Origin of the sequence: Candidatus Jettenia sp. AMX1 (genome assembly GCF_030263775.1) — a bacterium.
In the GTDB taxonomy this organism is placed as follows: domain Bacteria; phylum Planctomycetota; class Brocadiia; order Brocadiales; family Brocadiaceae; genus Jettenia; species Jettenia caeni.
This window is the reverse complement of sequence record NZ_SZPP01000028.1, coordinates 16075-42518: the sequence shown is the minus strand read 5'-3', so window position 1 is coordinate 42518 and position 26444 is coordinate 16075. Positions and strand designations below refer to the sequence as shown.

The 26444-nt window shown below is 42.5% G+C and carries 22 protein-coding genes; 8 read left to right on the top strand and 14 right to left on the bottom strand.

Annotated features, from left to right (window positions below; genetic code table 11):
* Positions 1–1438: 1438 nt before the first annotated feature.
* The 5 genes from FBQ94_RS09895 to FBQ94_RS09875 form a co-directional block, all read right to left on the bottom strand.
* The gene (locus FBQ94_RS09895; RefSeq protein ID WP_285442116.1) at positions 1439–1594 is read right to left on the bottom strand and encodes a hypothetical protein; all 156 of its coding nucleotides are present in this window, start codon (positions 1592–1594) and stop codon (positions 1439–1441) included.
* Entirely contained in the window at positions 1587–1784 is a 198-nt protein-coding gene (locus FBQ94_RS09890; protein WP_007221386.1) for a rhodanese-like domain-containing protein, read from the bottom strand. Before FBQ94_RS09890 ends, FBQ94_RS09895 begins: the two co-directional genes overlap by 8 nt.
* A 482-nt stretch (positions 1785–2266) precedes the next feature.
* The gene (nifJ, locus tag FBQ94_RS09885) at positions 2267–5854 is read right to left on the bottom strand and encodes a pyruvate:ferredoxin (flavodoxin) oxidoreductase (RefSeq protein ID WP_007221385.1); all 3588 of its coding nucleotides are present in this window, start codon (positions 5852–5854) and stop codon (positions 2267–2269) included.
* 265 nt (positions 5855–6119) lie between these two features.
* Positions 6120–6827: a sulfite exporter TauE/SafE family protein gene (locus FBQ94_RS09880; RefSeq protein ID WP_051006168.1), complete on the bottom strand. Its 708-nt coding sequence runs from the start codon at positions 6825–6827 to the stop codon at positions 6120–6122.
* 345 nt (positions 6828–7172) lie between these two features.
* Positions 7173–7952 carry a sulfite exporter TauE/SafE family protein gene (locus tag FBQ94_RS09875; protein WP_040543645.1) on the bottom strand — a complete coding sequence of 260 codons (780 nt, stop codon included), beginning with the start codon at positions 7950–7952 and terminating at the stop codon, positions 7173–7175.
* A gap of 284 nt (positions 7953–8236) precedes the next feature.
* Between FBQ94_RS09875 and hsdR the strand changes: the two genes are divergently transcribed.
* From hsdR to FBQ94_RS09855, 4 genes are all read left to right on the top strand, one after another.
* On the top strand, positions 8237–10597 hold the full coding sequence (hsdR, locus tag FBQ94_RS09870; protein ID WP_007221382.1) for an EcoAI/FtnUII family type I restriction enzme subunit R: 2361 nt from the start codon (positions 8237–8239) through the stop codon (positions 10595–10597).
* Positions 10598–10915: 318 nt separating this feature from the next.
* The gene (locus tag FBQ94_RS09865; RefSeq protein ID WP_007221381.1) at positions 10916–12466 is read left to right on the top strand and encodes a class I SAM-dependent DNA methyltransferase; all 1551 of its coding nucleotides are present in this window, start codon (positions 10916–10918) and stop codon (positions 12464–12466) included.
* Positions 12463–13158 (top strand): DUF1016 N-terminal domain-containing protein, encoded by a 696-nt coding sequence (locus FBQ94_RS09860; protein ID WP_007221380.1) that lies wholly within the window; start codon positions 12463–12465, stop codon positions 13156–13158. Before FBQ94_RS09865 ends, FBQ94_RS09860 begins: the two co-directional genes overlap by 4 nt.
* Positions 13155–14348 (top strand): restriction endonuclease subunit S, encoded by a 1194-nt coding sequence (locus FBQ94_RS09855; protein ID WP_007221379.1) that lies wholly within the window; start codon positions 13155–13157, stop codon positions 14346–14348. Before FBQ94_RS09860 ends, FBQ94_RS09855 begins: the two co-directional genes overlap by 4 nt.
* Before the next feature lie 39 nt (positions 14349–14387).
* On the opposite strand, the gene tcmP is transcribed toward FBQ94_RS09855, so the two are convergent.
* The 4 genes from tcmP to FBQ94_RS09835 form a co-directional block, all read right to left on the bottom strand.
* Positions 14388–15161 carry a three-Cys-motif partner protein TcmP gene (tcmP, locus tag FBQ94_RS09850; RefSeq protein ID WP_083849243.1) on the bottom strand — a complete coding sequence of 258 codons (774 nt, stop codon included), beginning with the start codon at positions 15159–15161 and terminating at the stop codon, positions 14388–14390.
* Entirely contained in the window at positions 15158–15922 is a 765-nt protein-coding gene (locus FBQ94_RS09845; protein WP_007221377.1) for a DUF5131 family protein, read from the bottom strand. Before FBQ94_RS09845 ends, tcmP begins: the two co-directional genes overlap by 4 nt.
* A 924-nt stretch (positions 15923–16846) precedes the next feature.
* Positions 16847–17170 carry a hypothetical protein gene (locus tag FBQ94_RS09840; protein WP_007221376.1) on the bottom strand — a complete coding sequence of 108 codons (324 nt, stop codon included), beginning with the start codon at positions 17168–17170 and terminating at the stop codon, positions 16847–16849.
* Positions 17167–17388, bottom strand: a complete 222-nt coding sequence (locus FBQ94_RS09835) for an addiction module protein (protein ID WP_007221375.1) — start codon at positions 17386–17388, stop codon at positions 17167–17169. The genes FBQ94_RS09840 and FBQ94_RS09835 overlap by 4 nt, the downstream gene beginning before the upstream one ends.
* 271 nt (positions 17389–17659) lie before the next feature.
* Here FBQ94_RS09835 and FBQ94_RS09830 point away from each other — a divergent pair, with 271 nt between their 5' ends.
* Positions 17660–18028 carry a calcium-binding protein gene (locus FBQ94_RS09830; protein ID WP_007221374.1) on the top strand — a complete coding sequence of 123 codons (369 nt, stop codon included), beginning with the start codon at positions 17660–17662 and terminating at the stop codon, positions 18026–18028.
* Between the two features lie 89 nt (positions 18029–18117).
* On the opposite strand, the gene vapC is transcribed toward FBQ94_RS09830, so the two are convergent.
* Positions 18118–18519: a type II toxin-antitoxin system tRNA(fMet)-specific endonuclease VapC gene (gene vapC, locus FBQ94_RS09825; protein WP_007221373.1), complete on the bottom strand. Its 402-nt coding sequence runs from the start codon at positions 18517–18519 to the stop codon at positions 18118–18120.
* Positions 18503–18748 carry a type II toxin-antitoxin system antitoxin VapB gene (gene vapB, locus FBQ94_RS09820; protein ID WP_007221372.1) on the bottom strand — a complete coding sequence of 82 codons (246 nt, stop codon included), beginning with the start codon at positions 18746–18748 and terminating at the stop codon, positions 18503–18505. The genes vapC and vapB overlap by 17 nt, the downstream gene beginning before the upstream one ends.
* A 181-nt stretch (positions 18749–18929) precedes the next feature.
* Between vapB and FBQ94_RS09815 the strand changes: the two genes are divergently transcribed.
* The 3 genes from FBQ94_RS09815 to FBQ94_RS09805 all read left to right on the top strand — a co-directional run bounded on the left by FBQ94_RS09815 (position 18930) and on the right by FBQ94_RS09805 (position 25033).
* Complete coding sequence (locus FBQ94_RS09815; protein ID WP_007221371.1) at positions 18930–20735, top strand: ATP-binding cassette domain-containing protein; 1806 nt, start codon at positions 18930–18932, stop codon at positions 20733–20735.
* A gap of 133 nt (positions 20736–20868) precedes the next feature.
* Entirely contained in the window at positions 20869–21609 is a 741-nt protein-coding gene (locus tag FBQ94_RS09810) for an SPL family radical SAM protein (protein WP_007221370.1), read from the top strand.
* A gap of 769 nt (positions 21610–22378) precedes the next feature.
* Complete coding sequence (locus FBQ94_RS09805; protein ID WP_285442115.1) at positions 22379–25033, top strand: M16 family metallopeptidase; 2655 nt, start codon at positions 22379–22381, stop codon at positions 25031–25033.
* Positions 25034–25205: 172 nt separating this feature from the next.
* Here the strand turns inward: FBQ94_RS09805 and FBQ94_RS09800 are convergent, their stop codons facing one another.
* The 3 genes from FBQ94_RS09800 to FBQ94_RS09790 are packed head-to-tail and all read right to left on the bottom strand — an operon-like array spanning position 25206 to position 26373.
* Positions 25206–25643: a hypothetical protein gene (locus tag FBQ94_RS09800; protein ID WP_007221368.1), complete on the bottom strand. Its 438-nt coding sequence runs from the start codon at positions 25641–25643 to the stop codon at positions 25206–25208.
* 48 nt (positions 25644–25691) lie between these two features.
* The gene (locus FBQ94_RS09795; protein ID WP_285442114.1) at positions 25692–26168 is read right to left on the bottom strand and encodes a hypothetical protein; all 477 of its coding nucleotides are present in this window, start codon (positions 26166–26168) and stop codon (positions 25692–25694) included.
* A gap of 49 nt (positions 26169–26217) precedes the next feature.
* Positions 26218–26373, bottom strand: coding sequence for a hypothetical protein (locus FBQ94_RS09790; protein WP_285442113.1), 156 nt, complete (start codon positions 26371–26373; stop codon positions 26218–26220).
* Positions 26374–26444: the final 71 nt, after the last annotated feature.

The following is a 26444-nucleotide window of genomic DNA, read 5'->3' as shown; positions in this document are numbered from 1 at the left end:
TCTATATATCAGTGTATACACTCAAATTGCTCATCTTCTCCTTATATGTCAATATCTTATGACTTTGCTTCGGCTTTACTTTAGTAAAGTCACGCTAGAGAAAATATTACCATATCATCAAATCCCGAAGGGATGATACCTCAACACAGATATCCTATGTCACCCCTTCGGGGTTAAACGGCCTTTTTCTGCTTTTTCGTACCTGTCAAAATCAAAGATTATCTTTCAAGATCCTGATAGTAGAGAAAATGTGCGTGATACAAAGTATGAGATTGATTAAACGTAATTACTCAAAATAAGGTGCAAACCAGACTCGGAAGTTGTCCAAAGGTTATCTTTTCACAGTTATTGCGAGCAAGGCAAAGAAGAAGTAATCCCCCTTGATCCCCCTTTAGAAAAGGAAGAGACGTATGAATGATTGAGAAAAGGAGGAGATAGGTGAATGTTTTGAAAAGGCAGGGCTTGGGAAGATCTGTCAAGAAGGAGGAAATACAGGAATTGTTAATTCTCTTTCCTCTTTCCGAAACGAAAGAAATACCTACATTTCCCCCTTTTTTAAACTTATCTTTACCCACAAGTCAGAGAGATAAATTTGAGTAGTGCGATAAGACGAAACAAGGTGGCACGGACAAACCATGTCCCCGTATATCTTGAACGGGGACATGGTTTGTCCGTGGTGTTCGAATACACCCATGGATAGGGAATATACCACACTGACAAACAGAGTTTGTCAGTGCCACCCGGGAAGAGGCTTACAGAGAATAAAAATTTCCAGAGGGACACCCCCGGCAAAACATCTCTTCATAGTGTTCTAAAGATGTGGGTAAGGATATGTTTTTTAAAGGGGGATTAAGATGCTTCAGTCCTCCGCCATGGCGATGATACGATACTGCCTATTACCCTCTTGGACAGCCCTTATCCATACAACCCTTACGATCCAACAGTATTTTGAGCAACTACGATTAAACTTATAGATATAGTATCCAAATGATGAAACCGAACATATCATCAGATGAAGAAAGATTCCCCAGTCTGTCATTGCGAGGGTCTTTTCCGAAGCAATCTCTTCTGAACTATTCAAGGGATTGCTTCGGACACTACCCTTGCAATGACATTTTCAGAATCCTCTGCATTTCATACACTTACTTATTAGCCAAAGACTCAACCTTCTCCCTATTCTGTTCGGTTTCATCTATTGAATACTATAAATTTATTATATTACGGAAATTAACACTGTCAGGATTCTAAACCCCGACAGTGTTCTGTAATTTCAACAAACATTGAAATTTCTATACATTACATGAAGTTTTTTGTACACTTGCATTCATTTTTAGGGCTTTTTGGAAAATTCTACGAGCAGCCGCACAAACAGTTACCGTCAACTCAGATCGATTTTCCAGTTCCCGATAATAACGATTCCTGTTAAATTTTCTCAACATTACATTCTATTTCGAATAGCTACTTGCATGAACCATCGGATACCCTGCCTTTTTCCATGCCTCAACACCACCGCCAAGAGCCTTTGCATTTTTGTATCCTTGCTCAATATATTTTGCTGCCTGACCGGCAGCGCTGTTTTCATTCGGTCAGGCACAATAGAAAATAATTTCCTTGTCCTTAGCAAGTGAAGGAAGCCTGGATTTAAATTCTCTGAGCGAAATTGCCTCTTGCAACTGCATTTGTTTATATTTTACATCATCCTCATATGCACATACAAGAATGGCCTCATGAGATTCAAGTTTTTTATGAGCTTCTTCCGGGGTAATACGTATAGGTTGTATCATAATTGTCTACCTCCTTATTTTTTGAATTGTACATTCTCAAACGACCAAACACATGCTTCTCCTCCGAAATATATTGTTTATAGTATTCCAAGTATGAAACCGAACATATCCTCTCCTCAACAGAGGAAAGACTGTCCCGATGTCATTGCGAGGGTAGTGTCCGAAGCAATCCTTTGCATGTTTCAGAAGAGATTGTTTCGGAAAAACCCCTCATAATGACATGTTTAAGGATTCCGTATGTTCCCTACACCTGCATACAACGAAAGATTAACTTTTGCCACATTCTGTTCGGTTTCATCTCCTGGATGCTATAGTTTCAATCGTTAATCACTATAGCACTAATTTTGGTACAATTTAAACATCAAAATCTATGCCAAAAATATGGAAAAGCGGTTTTGTTCTTATGCATTTTCCAAAATTTGCATAAAAGCATCTCAAAAGATAAGGCGGCTATTTATTGTACCCTTTGCACTTTGATGATTTTAAGCATTGCCCGGAGACCACGCTGCCATATGCTTGAGAAGTATCCACCGCCTTTTTACATCAGCCCCGGCCTCCTTCATGAGGGCTGCTGCCAGTTCCGGATTACTTGCTCTTAGCGACCGATATCGGTTCTCATTATAAGCATACTCTTCAAAAGAAATCGTTGGCTCTTCGCTATCAATAACGAGAGGATTCTTACCTTCTTTTTCCAGTACCGGATTATAGCGGTACAGGGGCCAGTGGCCGCAGGCAACGGCTTTTTTCATAGCTTCAACCCCTTTGCTCATTTCAATACCGTGTGCTATGCAGGTTGAATAGGCAATAATCAATGCAGGTCCATGATACGCCTCAGCCTCAGAGATTGCCTTCACTGTCTGTATCTGGTTAGCCCCAAAGGCTACCTGTGCAATGTAGATATTTCCGTACGTAGCCATGATCATACCAATATTCTTCTTCGGAGTTCTCTTTCCACCTGCTGCAAACTGGGCCATAGCTGCTAAAGGGGTTGACTTGGACATCTGACCGCCCGTGTTTGAATAGACTTCTGTATCCAGAATCAAAATCTTTATATTTTCACCGGAAGCCAGGACATGGTCTAAGCCCCCATAACCAATATCGTATGCCCATCCATCCCCCCCAATTGCCCATACTGATTTCCTGACAAGATAATCGGCAAGAGAATGGAGATGCTTTGCCTCAATGGAACTATCTTTCGATACTCTCTTTTTCAATTCCTCAACACGGGCACGCTGTGCCTCGATACCTTCCTGAGTTGACTGATCGGCATTTTTTATGGAGTCAAATAACCCTTTTGCATCTGCATATGAAGGATTTGTAGCAAGTCTGTCTATGAATTCCCGTGCCTGCATACAAAACTTATCTGCCGTCTGTCTCATACCAAGACCAAATTCGGCGTTATCTTCAAACAATGAGTTCGACCAGGCAGGTCCCCTGCCGTCATCCCTTTTTGTATAGGGGGTTGTTGGCAAATTTCCACCGTAGATCGAAGAACAACCCGTAGAGTTGGCAATAACTAACCGATCACCAAAGAGCTGGGTAAGTAATTTTATGTATGGGGTTTCTCCGCAGCCGGCACATGCGCTGTGATACTCAAAGAGTGGTTTTGAGAACTGACTTCCTTTCACGGTTGTAACCTTATACTTAGCCGGATCAAGCTCAGGCAAACTGAGAAAGAACTTATAATTTTCAGCCTCTACACGCCGCCGCGGCTCCTGAAGTCTCATGTTGATTGCCTTGAAATCCGGAATCTTTTTTCCTTCTGCGTCCTTTTTATATGCAGGGCACGTAAATACACACGAACCGCAACCGGTACAATCTTCAGGCGCTACCTGAACGGTAAATTTAAGTCCCTTGAGTTCCTTGCCGGTAGCATCAATAGATTGAAACGTGGAGGGTGCGTTCTGTAATAATGAAGGGTCATATGCCTTTATCCTGATCGTTGCATGGGGGCATACAAAAGAACACTGGCCACACTGTATGCAAATATCAGGCTCCCAAACAGGTATTTCAGTTCCTATACTCCTTTTCTCATACTGTGTAGTTCCCGTTGGCCAGGTGCCATCGTCAGGCATAGCCGAAACAGGCAGGGAATCCCCTTTATTGGCAATCATCCTTGCAGTTACACGCTTGACAAAATCAGGCGCATCTTCAGGTACGATCGCACGCATTCTGACCTTGCTGGTAACCTTGTCAGGCACCACTACCTCTGCAATGCTCTGGATTGCCTTGTCTACTGCTGCATAATTTAATTTCACCACTTCCTCACCCTTTTTTGCATACGTCTTTTTAATCTCAGACTTGATCGATTGAATCGCATCTTCCTTTGGGATGACCCCTGAAATAACAAAAAATGCGGTCTGCATAATCATGTTGATCTTCGCGCCAAGCCCAAGCTCTTCTGCAATGGCGCTGGCATCGATTATAGAGAACTTCATTCTCCTGGAAATAAGTTGTTCCTGCACCTCAACGGGTAAAGTATCCCAGATCTCGTCCTTATTTCGTGAGGTCGTGAGCAGAAAGGTTGCGCCGGTATCCGCATGGGATAGCATGTCAATTTTTTCCAGAAATACGGGATTATGGCATGCAATGAAATTTGCTTTTGGAAGGAGATAGGGATGACCAATCTCATCCTTTCCAAAACGGAGATGGGATACGGTCATAGCTCCTGACTTCTTCGAGTCGTAAAGGAAGTAACCCTGCGCATAATTATCCGTTTCCGTCCCTATAATCTTAATAGTATTCTTGTTGGCGCTGACCGTACCATCAGAACCCAATCCATAAAATAAGGCACGAAAGACACCGCTTCCTTCTATAGAGAACGACTCATCATATTCAAGACTGGTACCCGTAACATCATCATGGATACCTATCGTAAAGTGATTCTTTGGCCTCTTCTGTGAAATATTATCGACTATAGCCTTTACCATAGCAGGAGTAAAATCTTTTGATCCAAGCCCGTAGCGGCCGCCAACAACCGTTGGATAATTTCCAAACGTGACCAATCCTTTCTCCATCGCCTCGCCAATAGCAGTCCTTACATCGAGATATAATGGTTCACCAATCGCGCCCGGTTCCTTCGTGCGGTCAAGGACGGCAATTGCCCTGACATTCTTCGGTAAACTACCGACAAAAGCGTCTATATCGAAAGGGCGGAAAAGTCTTACCTGGACGAGACCTAATTTCCCCCCTTGTGCATTTAACGCGTGAATCGTATGTAATACCGTTTCTCCAGAAGAGCCCATAGTAACAATGACACGTTCAGCATCAGGGTCGCCGAAGTAATCAAAGAGTTTGTATCTGCGGCCGGCTATACCAGCAAACTTGTCCATTGCCTTCTGGATAATACCCGGAGCAGCGTTATAATATTTGTTTACCGTTTCTCTGCCCTGGAAATATACATCCGGGTTCTGGGCAGTGCCGCGTATATTCGGCCGGTCAGAAGTGAGTCCTCTCATCCGGTGAGCAATAACCAGGTCGTTATCGATCATCGCCCGCATATCATCAAAACTCACCTCTTCAATCTTCCGGACCTCATGAGAAGTCCTGAAGCCATCGAAAAAGTGCAGAAATGGCACTCTTGATTCAAGCGTGGCAGCCTGTGCAATTAAAGCAAAATCCATTGCCTCCTGGACATTTTGAGAGCACAGCATGGCAAAACCCGTACTTCTTGCAGCCATTACGTCTGAATGGTCTCCAAATATCGATAATCCCTGACATGCCAGAGAACGGGCGGTTACGTGAAATACGGTAGAGGTAAGTTCGCCTGCGATCTTGTACATATTGGGAATGATGAGCAATAAACCCTGGGAGGCTGAAATCGTGGTGGCAAGCGCACCGGTGGTGAGAGAACCGTGAACCGCACCGGCAACACCCGACTCCGATTGCATCTGACATACCTTTGGCACCATCCCCCATATATTCACCTGACCATCGGCAGTTTTTGCATCACAGATCTCCGCAATAGGTGATGAAGGAGTTATGGGATAAATCGTAATAATTTCATTAACAGCATGCACCACATGTGCACACGCCGTGCAGCCGTCAACGGTTATTGTCTTTCGATCCATAGCATTCATTCTCCGTATTTATTTTGAATTATAAGTATGATAAAAATAACCACAAAACATACAAAAGCACTCTTATGAAACAAGTATTTTATGGAATAATACCCTATTTCTCGCCTTTTGTCGAACAGATGTTTCCGTATCCTGTCTCTTAACCCAAACACATCGGAAAAGAAAGTAGGGCGAGGCTTTAGCCTTGCCAGGCAACTCTGAAAACTTTACAACAGTGCTTTGTAATTCTTCACAATTAAAAATATCGCAACTGCAATTACCAGGGCAGCAAACCATTTTTCAAACTCGCCGCAGATATATGATGGGAAAGGGCCGTGCCGATACAGGCGCCGCTTATAGCGATTATCGTTACCAGCATTGTTATCCGGACATCGAAGCTCCCATAACGCAAATGACCAGCCAACCCCGCAGCGCAATTAACTGCAATAATCAGAAGAGACGTGCCAATAGCGTCCTTCATCGAAAGACCGCAGAAGAATACCAGCGCAGGCACTGCAAGAAAACCACCGCCTACACCAAGAAATCCTGTTAGTAAACCTACGATCAAACCTGCCGCCAATGTTTTCAACCTGCTCTGGTCCTGATGGGTAATTACGTCCCGGTCATCGCTTCGCTCGAATAACATTGCGATACTGACAAGAATCATCAGCACGGCAAATGAAAGAAGCAGCGCAGCAGGTGAAAGCAGATACGTCAGATACGAACCAGCATAAGCTCCAACCACACCGGATATGCTAAAGAATGCCCCGGTTTTTACCTTGACCGTCCCCTGCCGGTAGTGAAGCCCTACGCCGGCAAGGCTTGTCATCCCAACAATAGCCAGTGACATGCCAATTGCCTGATGAGCTCCAATGCCCATAACGTAAACTAAAACCGGCACCATAATAGTCGAACCACCGCCACCAATGAGACCAAGGGTTATCCCCATCACTGCGCTCAAGATAAATCCTGCAATCAGATACATCTCCACTTGTATGTTCCCCTTCAATTCTATTACTCATACGCAGGTACTCAAAATACTGTTGGGCCGTAAGGGTATTATGAACAAGGGCTATCCAAAAAGGAGCATCATATCATTACAAAGAAGGAGAGCCTGAAACATGGTATCCACCTTTGCTCTGACATCTCGCTTGCCCGTAATGACCTTTACCGGGTAACCTTTTCGGAAAACTTCCGGGTCAGGTCTGTGCCTTATTTTGAGTAATTACAATACACGTAGGGATAAAGCATTTGCAAAATCATATGAGAATATATTCATTTCACAACCACACATGCTTTCTCCCGGCCACCTGCTGTTTTGCCCCATGTGTTAGTTTGACAATTGTTTATACAGGGCTATATAATTCTTGACCGTTATAAATAACGCTACCGCAATGACAAAAACAACAAACCACTTTTTTAAGCTTGCCAGAGAGGCACGATATGAAAGGGCAGTACCAATAAGTGTACCATCGATAGCGATGATGGTGATTAACATCAGCATACGGAAATCAATATTTCCGTAATGGAGATGACCGAGCATCCCGGCGCCGCAATGTGCTGTAACAATAAGAAGTGATGTACCAATAGCGTCTTTTGAAGAAAGGCCATGGAAGATCATAAGTGCAGGCATAATCGTAAGGCCGCCACCTACTCCAAGAAACCCTGTCAAAAAACCTATTATTAAACTCGTTAACACCTCCTTCAACTTACTTCGGCTCTGTAAAGCAATGGTATTTTGGTTGGTGTATCTTTTCATTAATAGCAATACACCAATAACCATCTTCAGAGAAGAAAATGAGAGAAGCAATGCAATGGATGAAAGCTGGTGTGTTACATGAGAGCCAAGGTAGGCGCCCACCATCCCCACTCCACTAAAAAGTATTCCAGCCCTTAACTTCACTGAGCCTCGCTGACTGTGAAGCCCGGCGCCAATTAAGCTCACCACCCCCACCACAGCCAATGACATGACAATTGCCTGATGGGTTTTAATGCCTATAATATAAATCAGAATCGATAGGGCAATGATCGAACCGCCGCCACCAATAAGACCCAGGGTTATTCCTATCACCGCACTTAAAATAAGCCCTATCATGATATGAATTTCCATTCCAATACCCTTGAATCGTCAGGTGGCAATAAATGTTATTTTTCGTAAGTTTTAATCCCCTCCCTACGGTTTTATGAATCAATGTTACTATTCAACACAACCTCTTTATGTCATAGCCTACCTTATTTCTCCCCCTTTGTCGAGTAAATGTAATACGCCGTATATTTCCATTTTAAATTTTATAAAATTCTTGACGTCAGATAACGAGTCTGCTACTTTAACTCAGCAATAATTCCATATCTGTTACCTTTAAAAGTAATAAAATCTTACAATCAGAAGCACATATGATGACCGAAGCCGATACCTGCAGAAAATATGTCCTACCAAAGCTCTATACTGCTGGCTGGAACGATGATCAAATCAGCGAACAGAAAACTTTTACCGATGGCAGGATTGTCATTACTGGAGATAAATGCTTTCGAAAGAAACAGAAAAGGTCCGATTATTTACTCAAATACAGAAGGGGTTTTACCCTTGCTGTTATCGAGGCAAAGTCCGTATATAAAACACCCGGCGATGGATTACAGCAGGCAAAGGAATATGCAGAAATTCTTGGTTTGAAATTCGCATACTCCACAAATGGCAAAGGGATTATTGAGCATGATTTTATTACCGGTAAAGATACTGATCTAGAAGACTTCCCGACTCCAGACGAACTATGGGTAAGGCTTAGCCAATCCGAGAGTATACTACCTGAGGTTACTGAAAGGCTTCTTACACCATGCAATACCCTGCCCGGCAAAACCCTCCGGTACTATCAGGAAATTGCAATTAACCGTGCTATTAAGGCTGTTCTCCAAAACAAGAACCGGATTCTGCTGACTCTGGCAACGGGTACAGGAAAGACATACATAGCATTTCAAATCATCTGGAAACTGTGGCATACCCGGTGGAACAGAACTGGGGAACACAGACACCCAAAGGTACTCTACCTTGCAGATAGAAATGTTCTCATTGATGATCCGAAAGATAAGACCTTTGCTCCTTTTGGTGATGCAAGATGGAGGATTCAAGGCGAACCTGTCAAAAGCAGGGAGATATATTTTTCAACATATCAGGCAATTGCAAAAGATGAACGAAGACCGGGTCTTTATAAACAATATCCGAGAAGCTTTTTTGATCTCATTCTTGTTGATGAATGTCACAGAGGTAGCGCCAAAGATGAAAGCAATTGGCGTGAAATACTGGAATATTTTGAGCCAGCATATCAGATAGGTATGACAGCAACACCCCTCAGAGAGGATAACAGAGATACCTATCGGTATTTTGGAAATCCAGTTTATATTTACAGTCTGAGACAAGGTATTGAAGACGGTTTCCTGGCACCGTACCGCGTTCACCGTATTGTACCAAATGTTGACGCAACTGGCTGGCGTCCAACAAGAGGAGAGTTGGACAAATACGGTCGGGAAATTCCCGATGGTATCTATGGAACGAATGAATTTGAGCGAGTTGTTTCATTAAAAGCCCGTACCGAGGCAGTGGCAAAACATCTTACCGGCTTCTTAATGAAAACCGATAGATTTGCAAAGACTATTGTATTCTGTGTCGATCAGGAACATGCCGAAGATATGCGGAAGGCACTTAATAATGGTAATCTGGATATTGCACAACAGCATCCTGACTATGTTTGCAGGGTAGTTTCCGAAGAAGGCAGTGTAGGAAGGGGCTATCTTGATAAATTTATGGAGATCGAGACCAAAACACCCGTCATACTAACCACTTCACAACTTTTAACAACAGGAATTGATGCGCCAACCTGTAAAAATATCGTACTATTTAAGGTTATTAACTCTATGGTAGATTTTAAACAGATTATTGGCCGTGGGACGCGTGTTCGGGATGACTATGGCAAACTCTATTTTACGATACTCGATTATACAGGCAGTGCAACACGTTTATTTGCAGACCCGGAGTTTGATGGTGAGCCAGCTATGATTACAGAGGAAGAAATCGATCAAAATGGCAATATCATTGCAGAGACTACCGAAGAATTACCAGAAAATGGATCCACAGAAGAAACCGAATCTACTGTTCATGATCCACCGATGTCCGATGATTCAGAAGGAATGCCGAGGAAATACTATGTACATGGAGGCTCCGTTGAAATTGTGGCAGATATTGTCTATGAGCTTGATTCTCAGGGCAAAAGACTCGATGTTATTAAATATACCGATTACACGGCACGAGAGTTAAGGAGCATGTACACATCTGCTGCAGATTTTTATCCGAAGTGGAGCAATGCTGATCAACGCCAGCAAATACTATCTATCCTGAAGGATAAAGGAATCACCTTTGAACAATTAGCCGAGGCCACAAAACAATACAATGCAGACCCTTTTGACCTTTTATGCCACGTTGCATACAATGCCCCACTGCGTACTCGAAGAGAACGCGCAGAAAGGGTTCTCAAGGAGAAGAAGGATTTCTTTGAAAAATTTGGAGATGAAGCAAGACACATCTTAAACGAAGTCCTTGATAAGTACATAGATTACGGAATTGAACAGCTTACGGATATGAATATCTTTAAAATACCGCCTATATCACGGTATGGGAATCTTATGGAAATCTCCGGGCTGTTTGGTGGACCAACAGCGCTAAGAAATAGCCTTGAAGAATTGCAAAATCTCATATACTCAAATTAGACAGGATTCACAGGATTTACAAGATTTAATTAAAATTTTTGCTGAAAATATTAAAAATACGTTTTACCATACTCAGCACCATATCACTCCTCTGGCGCTTTATTCTCATATTTTGTGTTTTAGCTGCGTATATTTCACCCCTACGGGGTTGTCTTTATTGAAGTATTACAAATTTATAAATCTTGCTTCTTTAGCAAAGTTTTTCTTCGTGAACTTCGTGTTCTTCGTGGTTAAAATCTTTTTGGTTGTGGCCTCGCCACGTTGTAATATTCCGTGTTTATCCGTGGTAAATTTTTACTGAATGAAAAATAAATTCCTATGGCACGAAAGTCAAAAACCGAAACGCCAAAAACTACAGCGCAGCAGCTTGGCAGTTTAATCAAATCTGCGCGTGATATTATGCGCAAGGATAAGGGTTTAAATGGCGACCTGGACCGCCTCCCAATGCTCACCTGGATACTGTTCTTAAAATTCCTCGATGATATGGAGAAGATGAGGGAAACCGAGGCAACACTTGAAGGAAAAAAGTTTAAGCCGGCAATCGAACCTCCCTATCGATGGAGGGATTGGGCTGCAAAAGAGGATGGAATTACCGGAGATGAACTCATCGCATTTATAAACAACGAGGAAACAAGCAGGCCTGATGGAACAATCGGACCGGGTCTATTTACCTACTTGAGGGATTTACACGGTGCAAACGGAGGTGACAGGCGCGATGTAATTGCCACGGTATTTAAGGGGACAATAAACCGTATGGTTAACGGATATCTCCTGCGTGATGTTATGAATAAAGTCAACAACATCCATTTCACCGCTTCTGAAGAAATCCATACCTTATCTCATCTTTATGAGACCATGCTAAAAGAGATGAGAGATACCGCAGGAGATTCAGGAGAATTCTACACGCCTCGTTCGGTAATCCGTTTCATGGTTGAAGTAACAGATCCGAGGCTAGGCGACGTAGTGCTCGATCCTGCCTGTGGTACGGGAGGATTCCTGGTTGAGACATTTGAACATCTCAGGAAACAGTGCAAAAGGACAGAAAATGTTCGGAAATTACAGAAGGAGTCAATTTTTGGCGCAGATGCAAAACCACTACCCTATTTACTATGTCAGATGAATCTACTCCTTCACGGCCTTGAGTATCCACAAATAGATCCAGGGAATTCACTCCGTTTCCCATTAAGGGAAATAGGGGATAAGGATAGAGTGGATGTCATACTTACCAATCCGCCATTTGGAGGAGAAGAGGAACGAGGGATACTTTCGAATTTTCCGGAGGACAAACAGACCGCCGAGACGGCGCTGCTTTTTCTTCAATTGATAATGAGAAAATTGAGAAGGCCAATAGGTGGAAAAAAAGGTGGTAGATGCGGCATCGTCGTTCCTAATGGTACCCTGTTTGGGGACGGCGTGTGTGCCCGCATCAAAAAAGAACTACTGGAAGAGTTTAATCTGCATACCATTGTACGCCTGCCCAACGGCGTCTTTGCGCCTTATACAGGAATTCCTACAAATCTGCTATTTTTTGAACGGGATGGCGCTGCCAGAGAAATCTGGTATTACGAGATACCCTTACCTGAAGGCCGGAAGCAGTATACCAAAACGCAGCCCATGCAGTTTGAGGAATTTAAACCGGTTATTGAGTGGTGGAAGGACAGACGGGAAAATGAGCATGCGTGGAAGGTTTCTGCCGGGAAGATCATCGAAAACGGTTATAACCTTGACGTCAAAAACCCAAACGGTAAGCAGGATTTAGAACACCTGCCGCCAGAGCAATTAGTTGAGTCCATCCTTAGGAAAGAACTCAGAATTGCAGAAATCATGAATGAGATCAAACAGATTCTGGCAGAAGGCATAAAACCATGAAAAAGAATTCAAAGAAAACCGTTCCAATCAATAACCGCACCACCACAAAAAGCTATGATGCCATCCTATCCGAGGTCGTTGACCTGCTCGAATCAGCACGCAGAACCTCAGTACGTACTATCAATACCATTATGACAGCCACATATTGGGAAATTGGGAGAAGGATTGTGGAGTATGAACAAGGTGGGATCGGCAAAGCCGATTACGGAAAGAAACTTATCGATCATCTAGCCATAGACTTGACTAAAAAGTTCGGACGTGGATTCGGGCGTAGTAATCTTTTTCAAATGCGTTCCTTCTATCTGGCTTACTCTACAATTGTCCAGACACCGTCTGGACAATTGAATAGCAATAACCCATCTCAAATATTCCAGACATCGTCTGGAGTATCCATGAGTATGAGCCATAACCAGATTAGCCAGACGGTGTCTGGCGAATCAAAATATGAGTTCGCTGGAAAACCATATCTTCAGACATTGTCAGAAAAATCGCAGATAGTGTCTGCAAAATCATATCTGGCTGAACTTGCAACGAGACTCCAACACCTTACGGGTTCAGGTTTGCAACCTGAACCCTTTATTTCGATATTTCCAGAGCACTTTGAATTTAAGAATACTATAAGCTACTTTGGATGTGCAAACTCTAAGGATTCAATTTACAAAATTGAACCCGCAAGAGAGCGGATGCAATGACTAAAAACTTCCCTAGAGTACCTTTAAGAGAATTACTAATACCTGTCAGTAGGCCAGAATCTGTTGACACTGAGAAGGAGTACCGCATTCTTGGAGCACACTGGTATGCTAAGGGGCTGTACGTAAAAGATATCAAATCAGGATCAGAGATTCAGGCTAATAAGGTCTATCGTGTTGAAAAGGGCGATTTTGTATATAACCGCCTTTTCGCCTGGAAAGGTTCTTTTGCCGTTGCAACAGATGAAAACCATAGTTGCTACGTATCAAACGAGTTTCCTTGCTTTAAAGTAAATCCAGAACGGATTGATGCTCAGTATTTATGGCATTATTTCAGTCGTGCTGTAGTTTGGGAAGAAGCCCTTGGGTTGAGCACTGGTGGAACACCTACAAGTCGAAACCGGCTAAAGGAAGAGAAACTCCTTGCTATGCAAATCCCTCTTCCCCCTCTTCCAGAGCAGCGCCGCATTGTGGTGAAGATTGAGGAACTGGCTGCTAAGATCGAGGAGGCATGCAGGCTGCGGCAGCAAGTAATGAAAGAAACCGAAGCACTATTGTGTGCAGAAATGACTAAATTCTTCAATAATGAACAGAAAAAATGGACTGTCTTACCTATTAGAGAAAGCCCGATTGAATTGAACCGAGAAACACGTAACCCGGCGAATACGAATCCTAATGACGAATTTCAATATCTCGATATTTCTAATGTGGAAGGAGGCACAGGGCGTATATTAAATACACAGATACTATTAGGACGCGATGCTCCATCCAGAGCACGGAGAGTTATACGGCAAGACGATATTGTTATGTCAACCGTACGTCCAAATCTGAAAAGCTTTACAATTATTCCTTCCGAACTTGACAATCAAATATGTTCAACAGGTTTTGCAGTATTTTCTTGCCATACTGATATCGAGCCTAAATTCTTACTATACCAAATGTTTTCTAATTATTTTGTTGATCAATGTACTGAGAGTATGAAGGGAGGGCATTACCCAGCAATAAACGAAAGAAATCTTCTGCGAGTCAATTTAATCCTTCCGCCTATTTCCGAACAGCGCAAAATCGTTGCCTACTTAGATAGCATTCAAGCAAAGGCAGACCACCTCAAATACCTTCAGGCTGAAATAGAAGCCGAGCTTGATGCCCTGCTGCCCTCAATCCTTGACAAGGCATTTCGAGGTAAGCTATGACTGGATTTATAAATAGAAAACAAGAAGCTTCATAGCCATCTACGGAAATTTTATAAATACACCTGAGGGAAAAGTTCCCTTTATCCACTTCTTACCGTTTTGCTTTTCTGGTCGTACCGTAATGCGTTCCACAGAGGGCAAATTTTCGTCCAGGTGCCTCTTTAAGGTAGCTTTCATGTGTGTTTCCAGGAATGCAGTGTCTTCTTCAACGAATTTAAGTATAGAATCAGTTAAAACCTCTTGCCCAGTAAAATGTCCTCGAAGAATAGGCCATAAAGTATCAGTGGGATCTAGCTCGAAAAAAACTGTTTGATAAGGATTAGTCGCGTCCGAAAATCGGAATTCACCTTTTAAATCAACTTCCCACATTGTCTCTTTCATTTTTACATAGCCAAGGCGATGATTACTTGCGAAAAATAAATAGTAAATGGCTCGATTATCGTAGTCCAGCATTTCAAAATACCTGACGTATTTTACCTCCCTTCTGAGTTGCTCTTGGTAGAGATTACACAAAGCGGCAATGCGATCGGGAGATTGCTTAATAATATCAAAACAATCGGATGTCCCAAACAATTCTGAAATATGATCTGTTATCTGTTGATCGGGATGATCTATCCATCGGTTAATCGAATCTACCATGAATGTTATTAATACTTCGCAACGTGGCTTGCTCAGCAATCTTTTAATTAGCGCAAAAGGCACACCTGAAAAGCCAAACGGGTCTATAAAAGCAAAAGTAGGAGCTATCTGTACCTGCTTTTTATCCAAATTATCTAATACAACGGATAGTTTCTCGTGAAAACATCCAGTTATTTAAGATAACCGATATTAAACCGAGATATAATAACTTCGGTCAGATTAGGATATTGATTCCAAATACGACCATCAAGTAGATTTCCACCAGACTTCGGTCGAATCCCACCCCATTGTTTGAAAAAGAAAGCGACACCTTTTTCATTACATTGGTCTCGAATCTCTCGAACCCATTCCGTCTTAAGGGGACGAAACCTTGGACCGCTTTCTCCACCTACAATAATCCAGTGTATTCCTTTAAGATCGAGTTTGTCGAGAGGCTCTAACAATGGTTCTAAGGAAAGAAATCGAACGTTTGAATTAGTCTGTTGTAAATGTCCAACTCGTGATAAAACAGAACGTTCTTCAACAGATACTCCGAGCCAGATATGTGAAGGTACAGACGAGTTTCTATATCGATCATTTATAAAATCTCTCATTCTAGAGCTACGCTTCGTTAAGATATGATAAGTATGCCATCGCGCTTTCTCCATAGTGTCAAAAATTTGTGAGATAAAATCACGGGGAATGCTCTCATGAAAGAGGTCGCTCATGGAATTAACAAAAATATAGCGAGAGCGTTTCCACTCAAACGGTAAATTTAAACGACTCGGCCATAGCTTTAAATCAAACCCTTGCTGATAAGGATGATCCTTTACTCCACGGAAGCGCTCTGAGAACCGTTTTGCATAGCAATGCTCACATCCCCTGCTTACTTTAGTACATCCAATAACAGGATTCCAAGTTGCGTCAGTCCATTCTATATTGCTTTTATCGGCCATAATATTCTCTTACTCAATACTATTTTAAACAAACGAAACATAAACCACAAAAAACTTAAAAACACACCTTAATAGAGATAACATACCATACTTTATCATATATATGCAACCATGTGATACTCATTAGCTGAAAGGTCTTTTGATACCAGGGATGTCCAGATTAATGGCGTACTTGCCCATTGACATTGAGGGCCATGAATTATGATCTTTAATCTTTCTATTTAAACCTCTTTTAATTAATCTATTCAAGATAGAGCAATTCACTCAGTTTTCAAGCAATCTGGCATAAGAGGTAAGATTGAGTTCTTGTAGGGAGAGGTTATGTCGTGTGTAAAACTGGAATACCTTCTTTACGGCACGGTAGCCTGCCTGTTCAGCATTCGGAACCGCTCCAAGCAAAGCATGGAGACAGGTACTGCACTGCTGGATTTCTCCCCACTGAAGAATACTGTACCTTCATTCGCGTGGGAGAAGAAGAGGTCGTAAGGAGGATGACCGGAGATGGCCTCGGCATTCCGAAGTTTATTGATAAACGCTTGCACTTCCTTGAGAGCTCGATTAGCCTTGTGGTTCGCCATCATACACAGTATGAGGAGTAAACTCAACAATCACAATACGGAAAGTATTCAATATGCTTAACATTAGGACAATGAACAACCACGAATAAAAAACCCCGAAGGGATGACACCAATACGCAAGTTTCTCATATCACCCCTTCAGGGTTGAAAATCTTTTTTCTGTTTTCCTATAATCATGACATCCCTTTGGGATTGAGAAAGAAAAAATACCTTATACCATAATCATGATTTCTCTTACCGTTCGGTTTCAGTCGTTGATCACTATAAAATATGAAGGTCCTCAAACACTTATGACCCTGCACGTTCAACAATTCTTGTCAATGTGACTTAAGACCGGGACCACATATCAAAGGCTTTTTGTTTCATCGCGATTTCGTAGTTGCGTTCTGACGGTATGAGGATCACGTGCACAATGGAAGAGACCAAATACAATAATCTGGTTGTTTTCTATTTTAAAGTAAATAGCGTATGGAAATCTTCTCAGCAGACGGCGGCGAAATTCGCTATAAACCTTTGGACAAAGTAAAGGATCATGTGAAATTTCATTAACGCAGGCATAAAAGATCCGAAGGAATTCCTCGCCAAGTCCAACCGACTTAGTCTCATACCATATATATCCACCAAAGACATCCTCCTCAACTTCAGGGAGAAAACGCAGGATATATGTCATTTTCTTTTTTCGATTCTTGTTTGAAGCTCCTCAAGAGATAATAAATTTCCCGGGGTAGATTCGTAGCCATTTAACCTTCTTTCCAACTCTTCCATGTGGCTCTGCGGAACAGGTACAACGGATTCATCTGCAGCGATACTATCCCACAGATCCTCTACCAGTAAGATTTTTTCTGCAGTGCTTAATTTCTTAATTTCGGGAATATCCTTCACATTCATTTTTATCTCCTCTCTTTGTAAGTATTTTTATAAATAATTTTTTTGGCTTTGATTAAGTAGTCATCTAACAAATTATTATACAGTTTTTGTTTTTTATCAGAGGCAAATAGGGAAGTCAAGAAAAAACAGTGAAAAGACAGAGATGATAAAACCATGGAGATTGTTTCAGGTGAACATTATTTTTATTAATCTATTCAAGATAGAGCAATTCACTCAGTTTCCAAGCAATCCGGCATAAGAGATAAGATTAAGTTCTCATAGGGAGATGGTTATGTCGCGTGTAAAAAAGGATACAATAAGAGAACATCGTATAGATATGGAAATAATTGTTGATGCCTATCACGAAGAAGAACGTGCAATGGGATGGTACTATTATCTTGAAGATAATCTTGCATTCCCATGTAAAGCAAAATGCACTGCGAAAAGGAGTATTTCGCCACTAAAGACAGGAGAGATTGTTGAGGTAACAGGCATGGCACCGGAGGAAGAATGTATGCATGAGATGTTCGTTGAAATCCAATGGGAGAAACAGAAATTGGCTGTACCTTTATCACAGTTGAAAGGTATCTCAGTTACCGATGAAACAAGGCAGGCAATTGAAGATTGGCATTATTGGGTATCAATGGGTTATCAGTTTTAGTTCTCTCATACATTCGTTGTGTTAACTTTTTACGATATTTGTATCGAGGCTAATCCTTCCCGTCATCCAGATTTACCCTTTCAAACTCCTCAGGCAGTCCAATCCACGACCTTTAAACTCTTTATATGCTTAAATTCCCTGATATTATTAGTAACAAGGGTTACGCCGACACTCAGGGCATGCGCCCCTATTAAGGTGACCAGAGAGCCTGTGGGCTTACCGGCCTTCTCAAGTTGTGAACGGATGATTCCATACATCTCTGCCGCCTTTTCATCAAAAGAGGCAATTTCAAGAGGCAGAACAAATGATTCAAGGGCAATTCTGTTTTGTTTCCTGTGCTGACTTTTGGCTACACCGTACCGAAGTTCTGCAAGGGTGATAGAAGAAATGCCTACTTCGCCTGCGGTATGTTTTTTTAAATGCTCTATAATTTTCTCGGACCGGCATTTGATGAGGTAAATGCAGATATTCGTATCAAGCATGAACTTCATCAAATAGGTCCTCCCGCTTCTGCGTTTCAGGCTGAGTTCTTTCACTCATAAAATCACCAGAAAATTTTTCAAGGCTCTTGATAAGGGTATCCCATGTCTTTTTTTCAGGAATAAGGATCACTATGTTACCCTCTTTTTTGATAAACACACGATCACCTTCGAATCTGAACTCCTTTGGCAATCGCACTGCCTGGCTCTGGCCATTTTTAAAAAGTTTTGCAGTCTTCATGTTTCACCTCCCTATAGTATATACCATAAATATATACTGTTTATATATAACTTACAAAGGTAAAAACAATTTTATGCAGCCAAACCTTGCGTTTCAGGACATTGCTGGTAAAATTATTACGAAATACTTTTCGCTGAATATTTTCAGGAATGGGTGAAAAAATTATGTCGGGAGGACATGCATGGCATTGTTAAGCTTACAGGATGTAAGTATGGGTTTTGGAAGGCCTTTATTACTTGAACAGGTGAATTTGCAGATAGAGCGGGGTGAGAGGGTGTGCCTTCTTGGTCGCAATGGCGCAGGCAAGTCTACTCTGCTAAAACTGATCAACGGAGATCTGCTGCCCGATTCAGGCGAGGTTGTCCGTCAAAAGGGGATGTATACCGCATATCTTTCTCAGGAAATTCCCGGAGAATTGCGCGGAACCGTGTCCGATGTTGTATCCGATGGGCTAAAGGTATCAGATCGTTATCAATCCATACAAAACAGAGATCAGGGATGGAAAAAGCAGCATCAGGTCGAAAAGGTAATCTCGCAGATGCAATTAGATGGTAATACTGAGTTCAATACCCTTTCCTCCGGCCTTAAACGCCGGGTGTTACTTGCCAGAGGATTGGTATGCGATCCTGATATTCTGTTACTCGATGAGCCGACGAACCATTTGGACGTTGATTCTATCGGCTGGCTGGAGGAGTTCCTTCTGCGTTATGGCGGAACGATACTCTTTGTTACCCACGACCGTACGTTTCTGAAGAAACTGGCTACCCGCATTATTGAACTTGACCGGGGAAATCTGGCAAACTGGGCGTGTGATTATGAGACCTTTCTGGTGCGCAAACAGGCAGTCTTTGACGCAGAAGAACGTCAGCATGCTGTTTTTGATAAGAAATTGGCACAGGAAGAGATATGGATCCGGCAAGGAATCAAGGCGCGGCGCACCAGAAATGAAGGGCGGGTACGGGCGCTGGAAGATATGCGCAGGGCCCGGCAGGAACGGAGGCAGGTCATGGGTACGGTGCGCATGCAGGCCCAGGAAGCTGATCGCTCCGGTGCACTCGTGATAAAGGTTGAAGACGCCACGTATAGCTATAATGCCAAACCGATTATCAGAGGTTTTTCTGCAGCAATTATGCGGGGCGATAAGATAGGGATAATTGGCCCCAATGGATCGGGGAAGACCACACTTTTGCGGCTTCTGCTGGGAGAATTGATTCCCCAACAGGGTAATGTGCGGCATGGCACTCGTCTCAACATTACCTATTTTGACCAGCTCCGCGCTCAATTGAAAGAGGATGCATCGGTATTTGATAATATAGGAGACGGGAACGACTTCATTACCTTTAACGGTAAACCACGGCACGTTATCAGTTATTTGCAGGATTTTCTGTTCCTTCCCGACCGTGCACGCATCCCTGTAAATGCCCTTTCAGGCGGAGAGCGCAATCGTCTCCTTCTGGCGCGGCTATTTTCCAGACCATCCAACGTCCTTGTGATGGATGAACCCACAAATGATCTGGACCTGGAGACCTTAGAGCTGTTGGAAGAATTACTTTTAGATTATCAGGGCACACTCCTCCTTGTCAGCCACGACCGAACCTTCCTCAATAATGTAGTAACCAGTACCCTTGTGTTTGAAGGAGAAGGAAAGGTGAATGAGTATATTGGCGGGTATGACGATTGGCAACGCCAGAGCGAAGGAAAAAAGAAAAATACCCTGGAGAAAACCTCATCGAAGACAGAATCTTTCCGCAAACAATGTGAACGACCCCGCAAGCTTAGTTTTAAAGAACAACGTGAACTTGAGACTTTACCGCAGCGTATTGAAATCCTGGAAACAGAGCAACAGCAATTGTATCAGGTTATGGGCGACCCCCTGTTTTATCAAAAAGGGAAAGACGAGATTGCAAATATCAAGGCCAGGGTATCATCCCTGGAATGCGAATTGGCTGAGGCTTATCAACGATGGGAGACTTTGGAAAAGTTTTAATTATTGGGTTTCACTCTGCTCAATCCCACTACAGAATTGGTTAAATCGTCCCCGGTTGCACCACATTATGTGGGCAGTTCTCTGTTTCAGTAACCCAGTGACAATACTATCTTTCCTGTGTTAAAATTATCATATGAGCTTAATCATTCAGGAAAAAACTGTTAAATCCGTTCTTAGTAAATCAGGCATTCCCGGTATTGACTACTGTATCAATCCCTACGTAGGCTGCTCTCATGGCTGCAGGTACTGTTACGCAACATTCATGAAAAGGTATACCGGCCATACCGAGAAGTGGGGAAGTTTTGTGGATGTTAAGATAAACGCACCGGAAATTCTCAAAAAACAGATGAAAAGAGCAGCACGGGGTACTATTATCATTAGCTCCGTAACGGATGCCTACCAGCCCATTGAGGCAAAATACAAACTCACAAGGCAGTGCCTTGAAGCTCTTTTACCGTATCAGTTCCCTATAGATATACTCACAAAATCCCCCCTGGTTTTGAGGGATATGGACCTGATAAAGCAATTTAAAGACAGAGAGGTTGGCATCACCATTCCAACTGATAACGAAGCGATCCGGAATATTTTTGAGCCACATGCACCATCCATTGACATGAGAATTCAGGCCCTAAAAGCGCTTCATGATAGTGGCATAAAGACCTATGCATTTATAGCCCCGATTCTGCCTATGAACCCTGAGGCACTTTTAGAGAGGATACGTCCTTATACCGGCAGCATCCTTATCGACAGAATGAACTATACCTCAAAGACTCTCGGTATATACAAACGAACAAATCTGGTCAGATGGCTTGATAAAGACTTTGTGGATACTATTATCAGGAAGTTAAGGACGGATCTACCGCCAAATCGGTAAGTATAGATACCCTTATGAGAATTATGGTATATCCTCATTTTCCTGGCTAGGAATTTCATTTCCGTGGGGCAAACCTTTCGGTTTGCTACCTCCCCGTGTATGGTCAGACGGCATATGCATTAAGATAATTTACAACAAGAGGCTCTGGAGTATTTATCATTGCGAGGGGTTTTTTCCCGAAGCAATCTTTTCTCAACTATGCAAGAGATTGCTTCGGACACTACCCTCGCAATAACACGTTAAACACAACACGGACAAACCATGTCCCTGGAGGGATCGTTTGTCCGTGCTTGTTTCAATACCGGAGCGAACAGGCAATATCATACACTGACAAACAAAGTTTGTCAGTGCCACCGTGGCTAAATAATACCTTGATACATATAGGATCAGACGGAAAGAGCAAGGCTAAAGCCTTGCCCTACATTAACTCCTGTTTTCTCATGAGAAGAGGCCGTAAATGAGAGAACAATGGCCAGGAGTGTTTCTCTTTAAGATATCTATAGCTACTGAAAAATGTATCCATACAAGCCGAAGAATGTATTTTCCTTTACCCTAAACCCTTCCCGACAATCTTCCGGAAAAAATTCCTGTGCCGTTTTTGTTTTGATTCCCGGCAAGTCATTGATAGAATACATGCACTCCCCTATAAAAAGCTGTAAATAAAAATCTGTCGAATATTCAGGGAGTCATTCGTAATAACGAGAAAAGTGAGGGAAAGTCTATGGTATGTATTCGCAAATTTTGTCGCTTGTTGAAACCTGTATATTTTATGAAAAAAATGAAAAGAGGGTTGAAAAACTGTATCACCATTCTGGCGCTGTTCTTTCTCATAAGTTATATGTGCTATGGCGAACATAGAGAAAACAAGGCATCTGATCTGTTTCAGAGAACACAACAGGCCTCGGTATTTTATCTCGATAATGGCATGGAGGTCATCTTTATTGAAAACCATGCCAATCCCATGATCGCAGCGGTTACTATCGTTAAAACCGGCAGCCGTAATGAGGATGCCGCCAGTAATGGATCAGCCCATTTTCTTGAACATCTGCTTTTTAATGGCACAAAAAAACGTACCCAGGAACAGATATATAGCGAAATAGATTTTTACGGCGGCTACAATAATGCCCATACTACCACAGACCACACGAATTATATGATTCTCATGCCGAAAGAGTATATCGCCCAGGGAATGGATATCCAGGCAGATATGCTGTTTAATTCCACCCTGCCTGTTGAAAAATTTGAGAAAGAGCGTGGCATCGTTATTGAAGAAATTGGAAAAAGTGCAAACCAGCCAACGTACCAGGTACAGAATCATTCCCAGCGAACTTTTTATACCGATACACCTTATGAACGTCCTATACTGGGAACGGTCTCCACTATCTCACATTTAAAACGAGACCGGGTGCTGACCTATTACCAAACCTGGTATGTACCGAACAATATGACCTTGATGGTAATTGGTGATTTTACAACCGCGGAGATGCTGGAACTGGTTAAAGAAAAATACGGCCTGTATCCGCCAGGACCGCTTCCCGACCACGAGTCCATCCAACTGAAACAGCCATCACATTTCCGTATCGTTCGGGCACATGGTGTAGGGAAATTTCCCGACAACCAGCAGTATCTTACCATGACCTATCTCCTGCCGCCGCCAGCTTCCGTAGACTTCGCTTCATTAGGATTCCTGACAGAATTTCTTGGTAGTAAAGAAAACTCCATCCTGGAGATGCTTTTCAACCAGGAACCTTACAAGGATATGGTTAACACCATCAGCGCAAGTCTGGATTTTAATCGTGATTTTTCTACCTTGCAAATTTCTGCAGAACTCCCTCTGAATACCGATGTGGACCGTGTGGTTGAATTAATTACACAGTCCGTACAGAATATGGCAAAAAATGCTATTCCTGCCAACGAAATATCATCAGCCCTGATAGCACAACAGACACAAGAGATTTATTTACTGGAGCAACTGCACTACTATGCCATGATGAAATCAAACTATCTTGTAGCAGGCGGTTACCCGTTTCTTCTGGATTATATGGATAAGGCGCTGCAGGTAACACCATTGTCTATCCGGAAAGCAGCAGAACACTATCTGCGAGACCGGATACCTATGGTTACTCTCATGTCACCTCCACTTCAGATTCCTGACATCACCAAAGCTCAGTCGCTCAATCAATACCACAGGGAAACCCTGGTAAATGGCTTAACCGTAGCGGTAAAAGAAAATAAGGATAGCCGGGTTACCGGCATTCATCTGCTCGCGAAGGAACGAGGCCTGAGCGAGGGAAAAGATGCATGGGGAATGACGGAGATTTTACAGCGGATGCTCCTTGAAGGCGGAACAGACAGGCATCCGGGCAAGGCGCTTTACCAGGAGTTTGAGTCTATTGGCGCCGAATTGAAGGTACATGACAATCCCTATATCCCCTTCGATGATTATTACCATACACCACAATTTGCTTATATTCGCTTGAAATCAATCGATACCTTTTTCGAAAAAGGACTAGAGTTGCTTGCTGAAATGGTATCACAGCCAAAACTCACAAAAGAGGCCTTTGACCAGGCAAAAAAACAGGTTATACCACTTTCTGCCACTGATGCTATGAGCACAGGAGCGGTTGCTTATCGGCTCTTATACGATAACCTATTCATAAGAAATCCCGGCTTCGGCTGGTTACTGGGCGATACAAAAAGGCTGGAAAAACTTCAACTGCATGAGGTACAAGCATTTCACCGCACGTTGTATAATCCTGCAAATTTGATGCTGGTCATCTCAGGCAACCTTCCCATAGAGGAGGTAATGAAGGTAGTTAAAAATTACTTCAGCAGTACATGGGGAGAGGCTGGATGGCAACCACCGGAATTTACACCACAGTTTGGTAAGCTCGGCACTACAGTACACGAAAAGATAGGCAAACCACAATCGTATATCGCTCTTGCAAATACGTTTGAGATGAAGGAAGAAGACAAGCCTGCAGTAAATATTTTGGGAAATCTTTTTTCTGACCGGCTTGCATTCAACCTCCGTGAGAAACAAGGGCTCGCCTATACGATTGGCATACAGCTTGGAAAATACCGGGATGCTCATTGGTACACGATTAGCATGGGTACCCGACCAGAAAATATCAAGCGTGCCATTACGGGTATTCAGGAAGAGATATCCCATATACGGAAAGCAACCTTTGAGGCAGATGAAGTGCAAAGAACTATTAATGCCGCTATCGGACGCCGCGGTATGAGGCGGTTGGATCGTGTGAACCAGGCCTATTACATAAGCATGGAGCTACTCGATGGTAATACACCTGAAGCAGATGACCAGTATAACGAACGATTGAAGAAAGTTACCCCGCAAGATTTAAAGCGTCTGGTACATAAGGTCTTTCAGAATGATAACCATCTCATTGTGATTGTGGAATAGGCGCTGCCCCTTCTCCGATTTCTTTCTCTTCGTTCCTGGAAATTATAGTATCCAATAGATGAAACCGAACAGAAGGGGAATCTTTCTTCAGTTGAGGATATGTTCGGTTTCATCATTCGGATACGATAGAACACGGAGGGACAGGTTTCAAACCTCTCCCTCCCTATAGAGCTTATTGCCCTTGTTCTCCTCTTCCTTCATCTTCTTTAAAGATCTCTTTTAGTTTTTGCTCATACTCATCATGTTTTTTCTCACATTTCCTCATTTCCTTATACTTATCCATCATGGCATTAACAAAAAGCTCTGCTACTTTATCTAATTTCTCCCCTATTTTTGCCTCAAGATGTGCCTTCATCTTTTCCTTTAACAGTTCCTTTTTCGCGCAATGCACCAGCGCAAACATTTCAGATGCATAATCTCCATCATGGGAGTGCCCGCAGCCGTATGATTTACATTTACTTCCATGAGAATCGCAACAATTACCTCCATGCGGATTTCCCGATTTTGACATTTCATCTGCCTGAGCAGCTTTTAATCCCGTAAAATTCATGACATAACACGATACAACTACAACTATGATACTGAATGGTATTCTTAATCTCCGTAACATATTTCTCTCCTTTCTGTTCTTTTGTCCATTACATTCAGGGCTTATTTACTATCTTTCTTTGCGCAAATACCGACCCTCTTGTGTGCCACCTGGATATTTCTCCGGTGCTTCGACATCCCGGATATGCTGGTGACAATCTATACAAATCATAACCATATGAGTATATTTATTTTGCACACCTTCCAGATTTTTATCTCTTGCCAGAGTTGCGAGTTCTTGCGCAATTTCATGGAATTCTGTATCGTGAGTCTCGAACTTACCTTTTGTCTTCTCTTCGGTCCAGCCTACCGTTTCACATACTGCCACAAGATTATCAGCGCTCTTCTCGATCTTTCCAAAATCCTCAACAACAACGCCCTCAAGCAATTCCTGGGCGTTCTGCAATTTCTTTCTCATCTGCTCCTTTAACTCCTTCTTTGATACTCCAGACTCTTTCCCAGTTTCCCCTGCCTGTATCACATGTATTGAACTTATGAATAGACAGAAAATACTCAATAAAGCAATAACACTTATACTCTTCCTCATAATCATAACCTCCATTTCATACGGTGCCTCCAGGCATAGACACCAATAGTTAACGAACGATACCTTGCCTGCTAAAGATAACATGATTAAAACACGGAAAGAGAACTTTATTTTGCTGTGCCATGACCGGACGAACAAATGTACTGTTTACCATACCAGCTATCATTACAACAATTGCAAGATGGCACTTAAATTTCTTTAACATTCTTTCCTCCTGTGTTATAAAATAAGAAATTCTCTGGCGGCAACTTTGCTGATTCAAGAGTTCCCGATTAA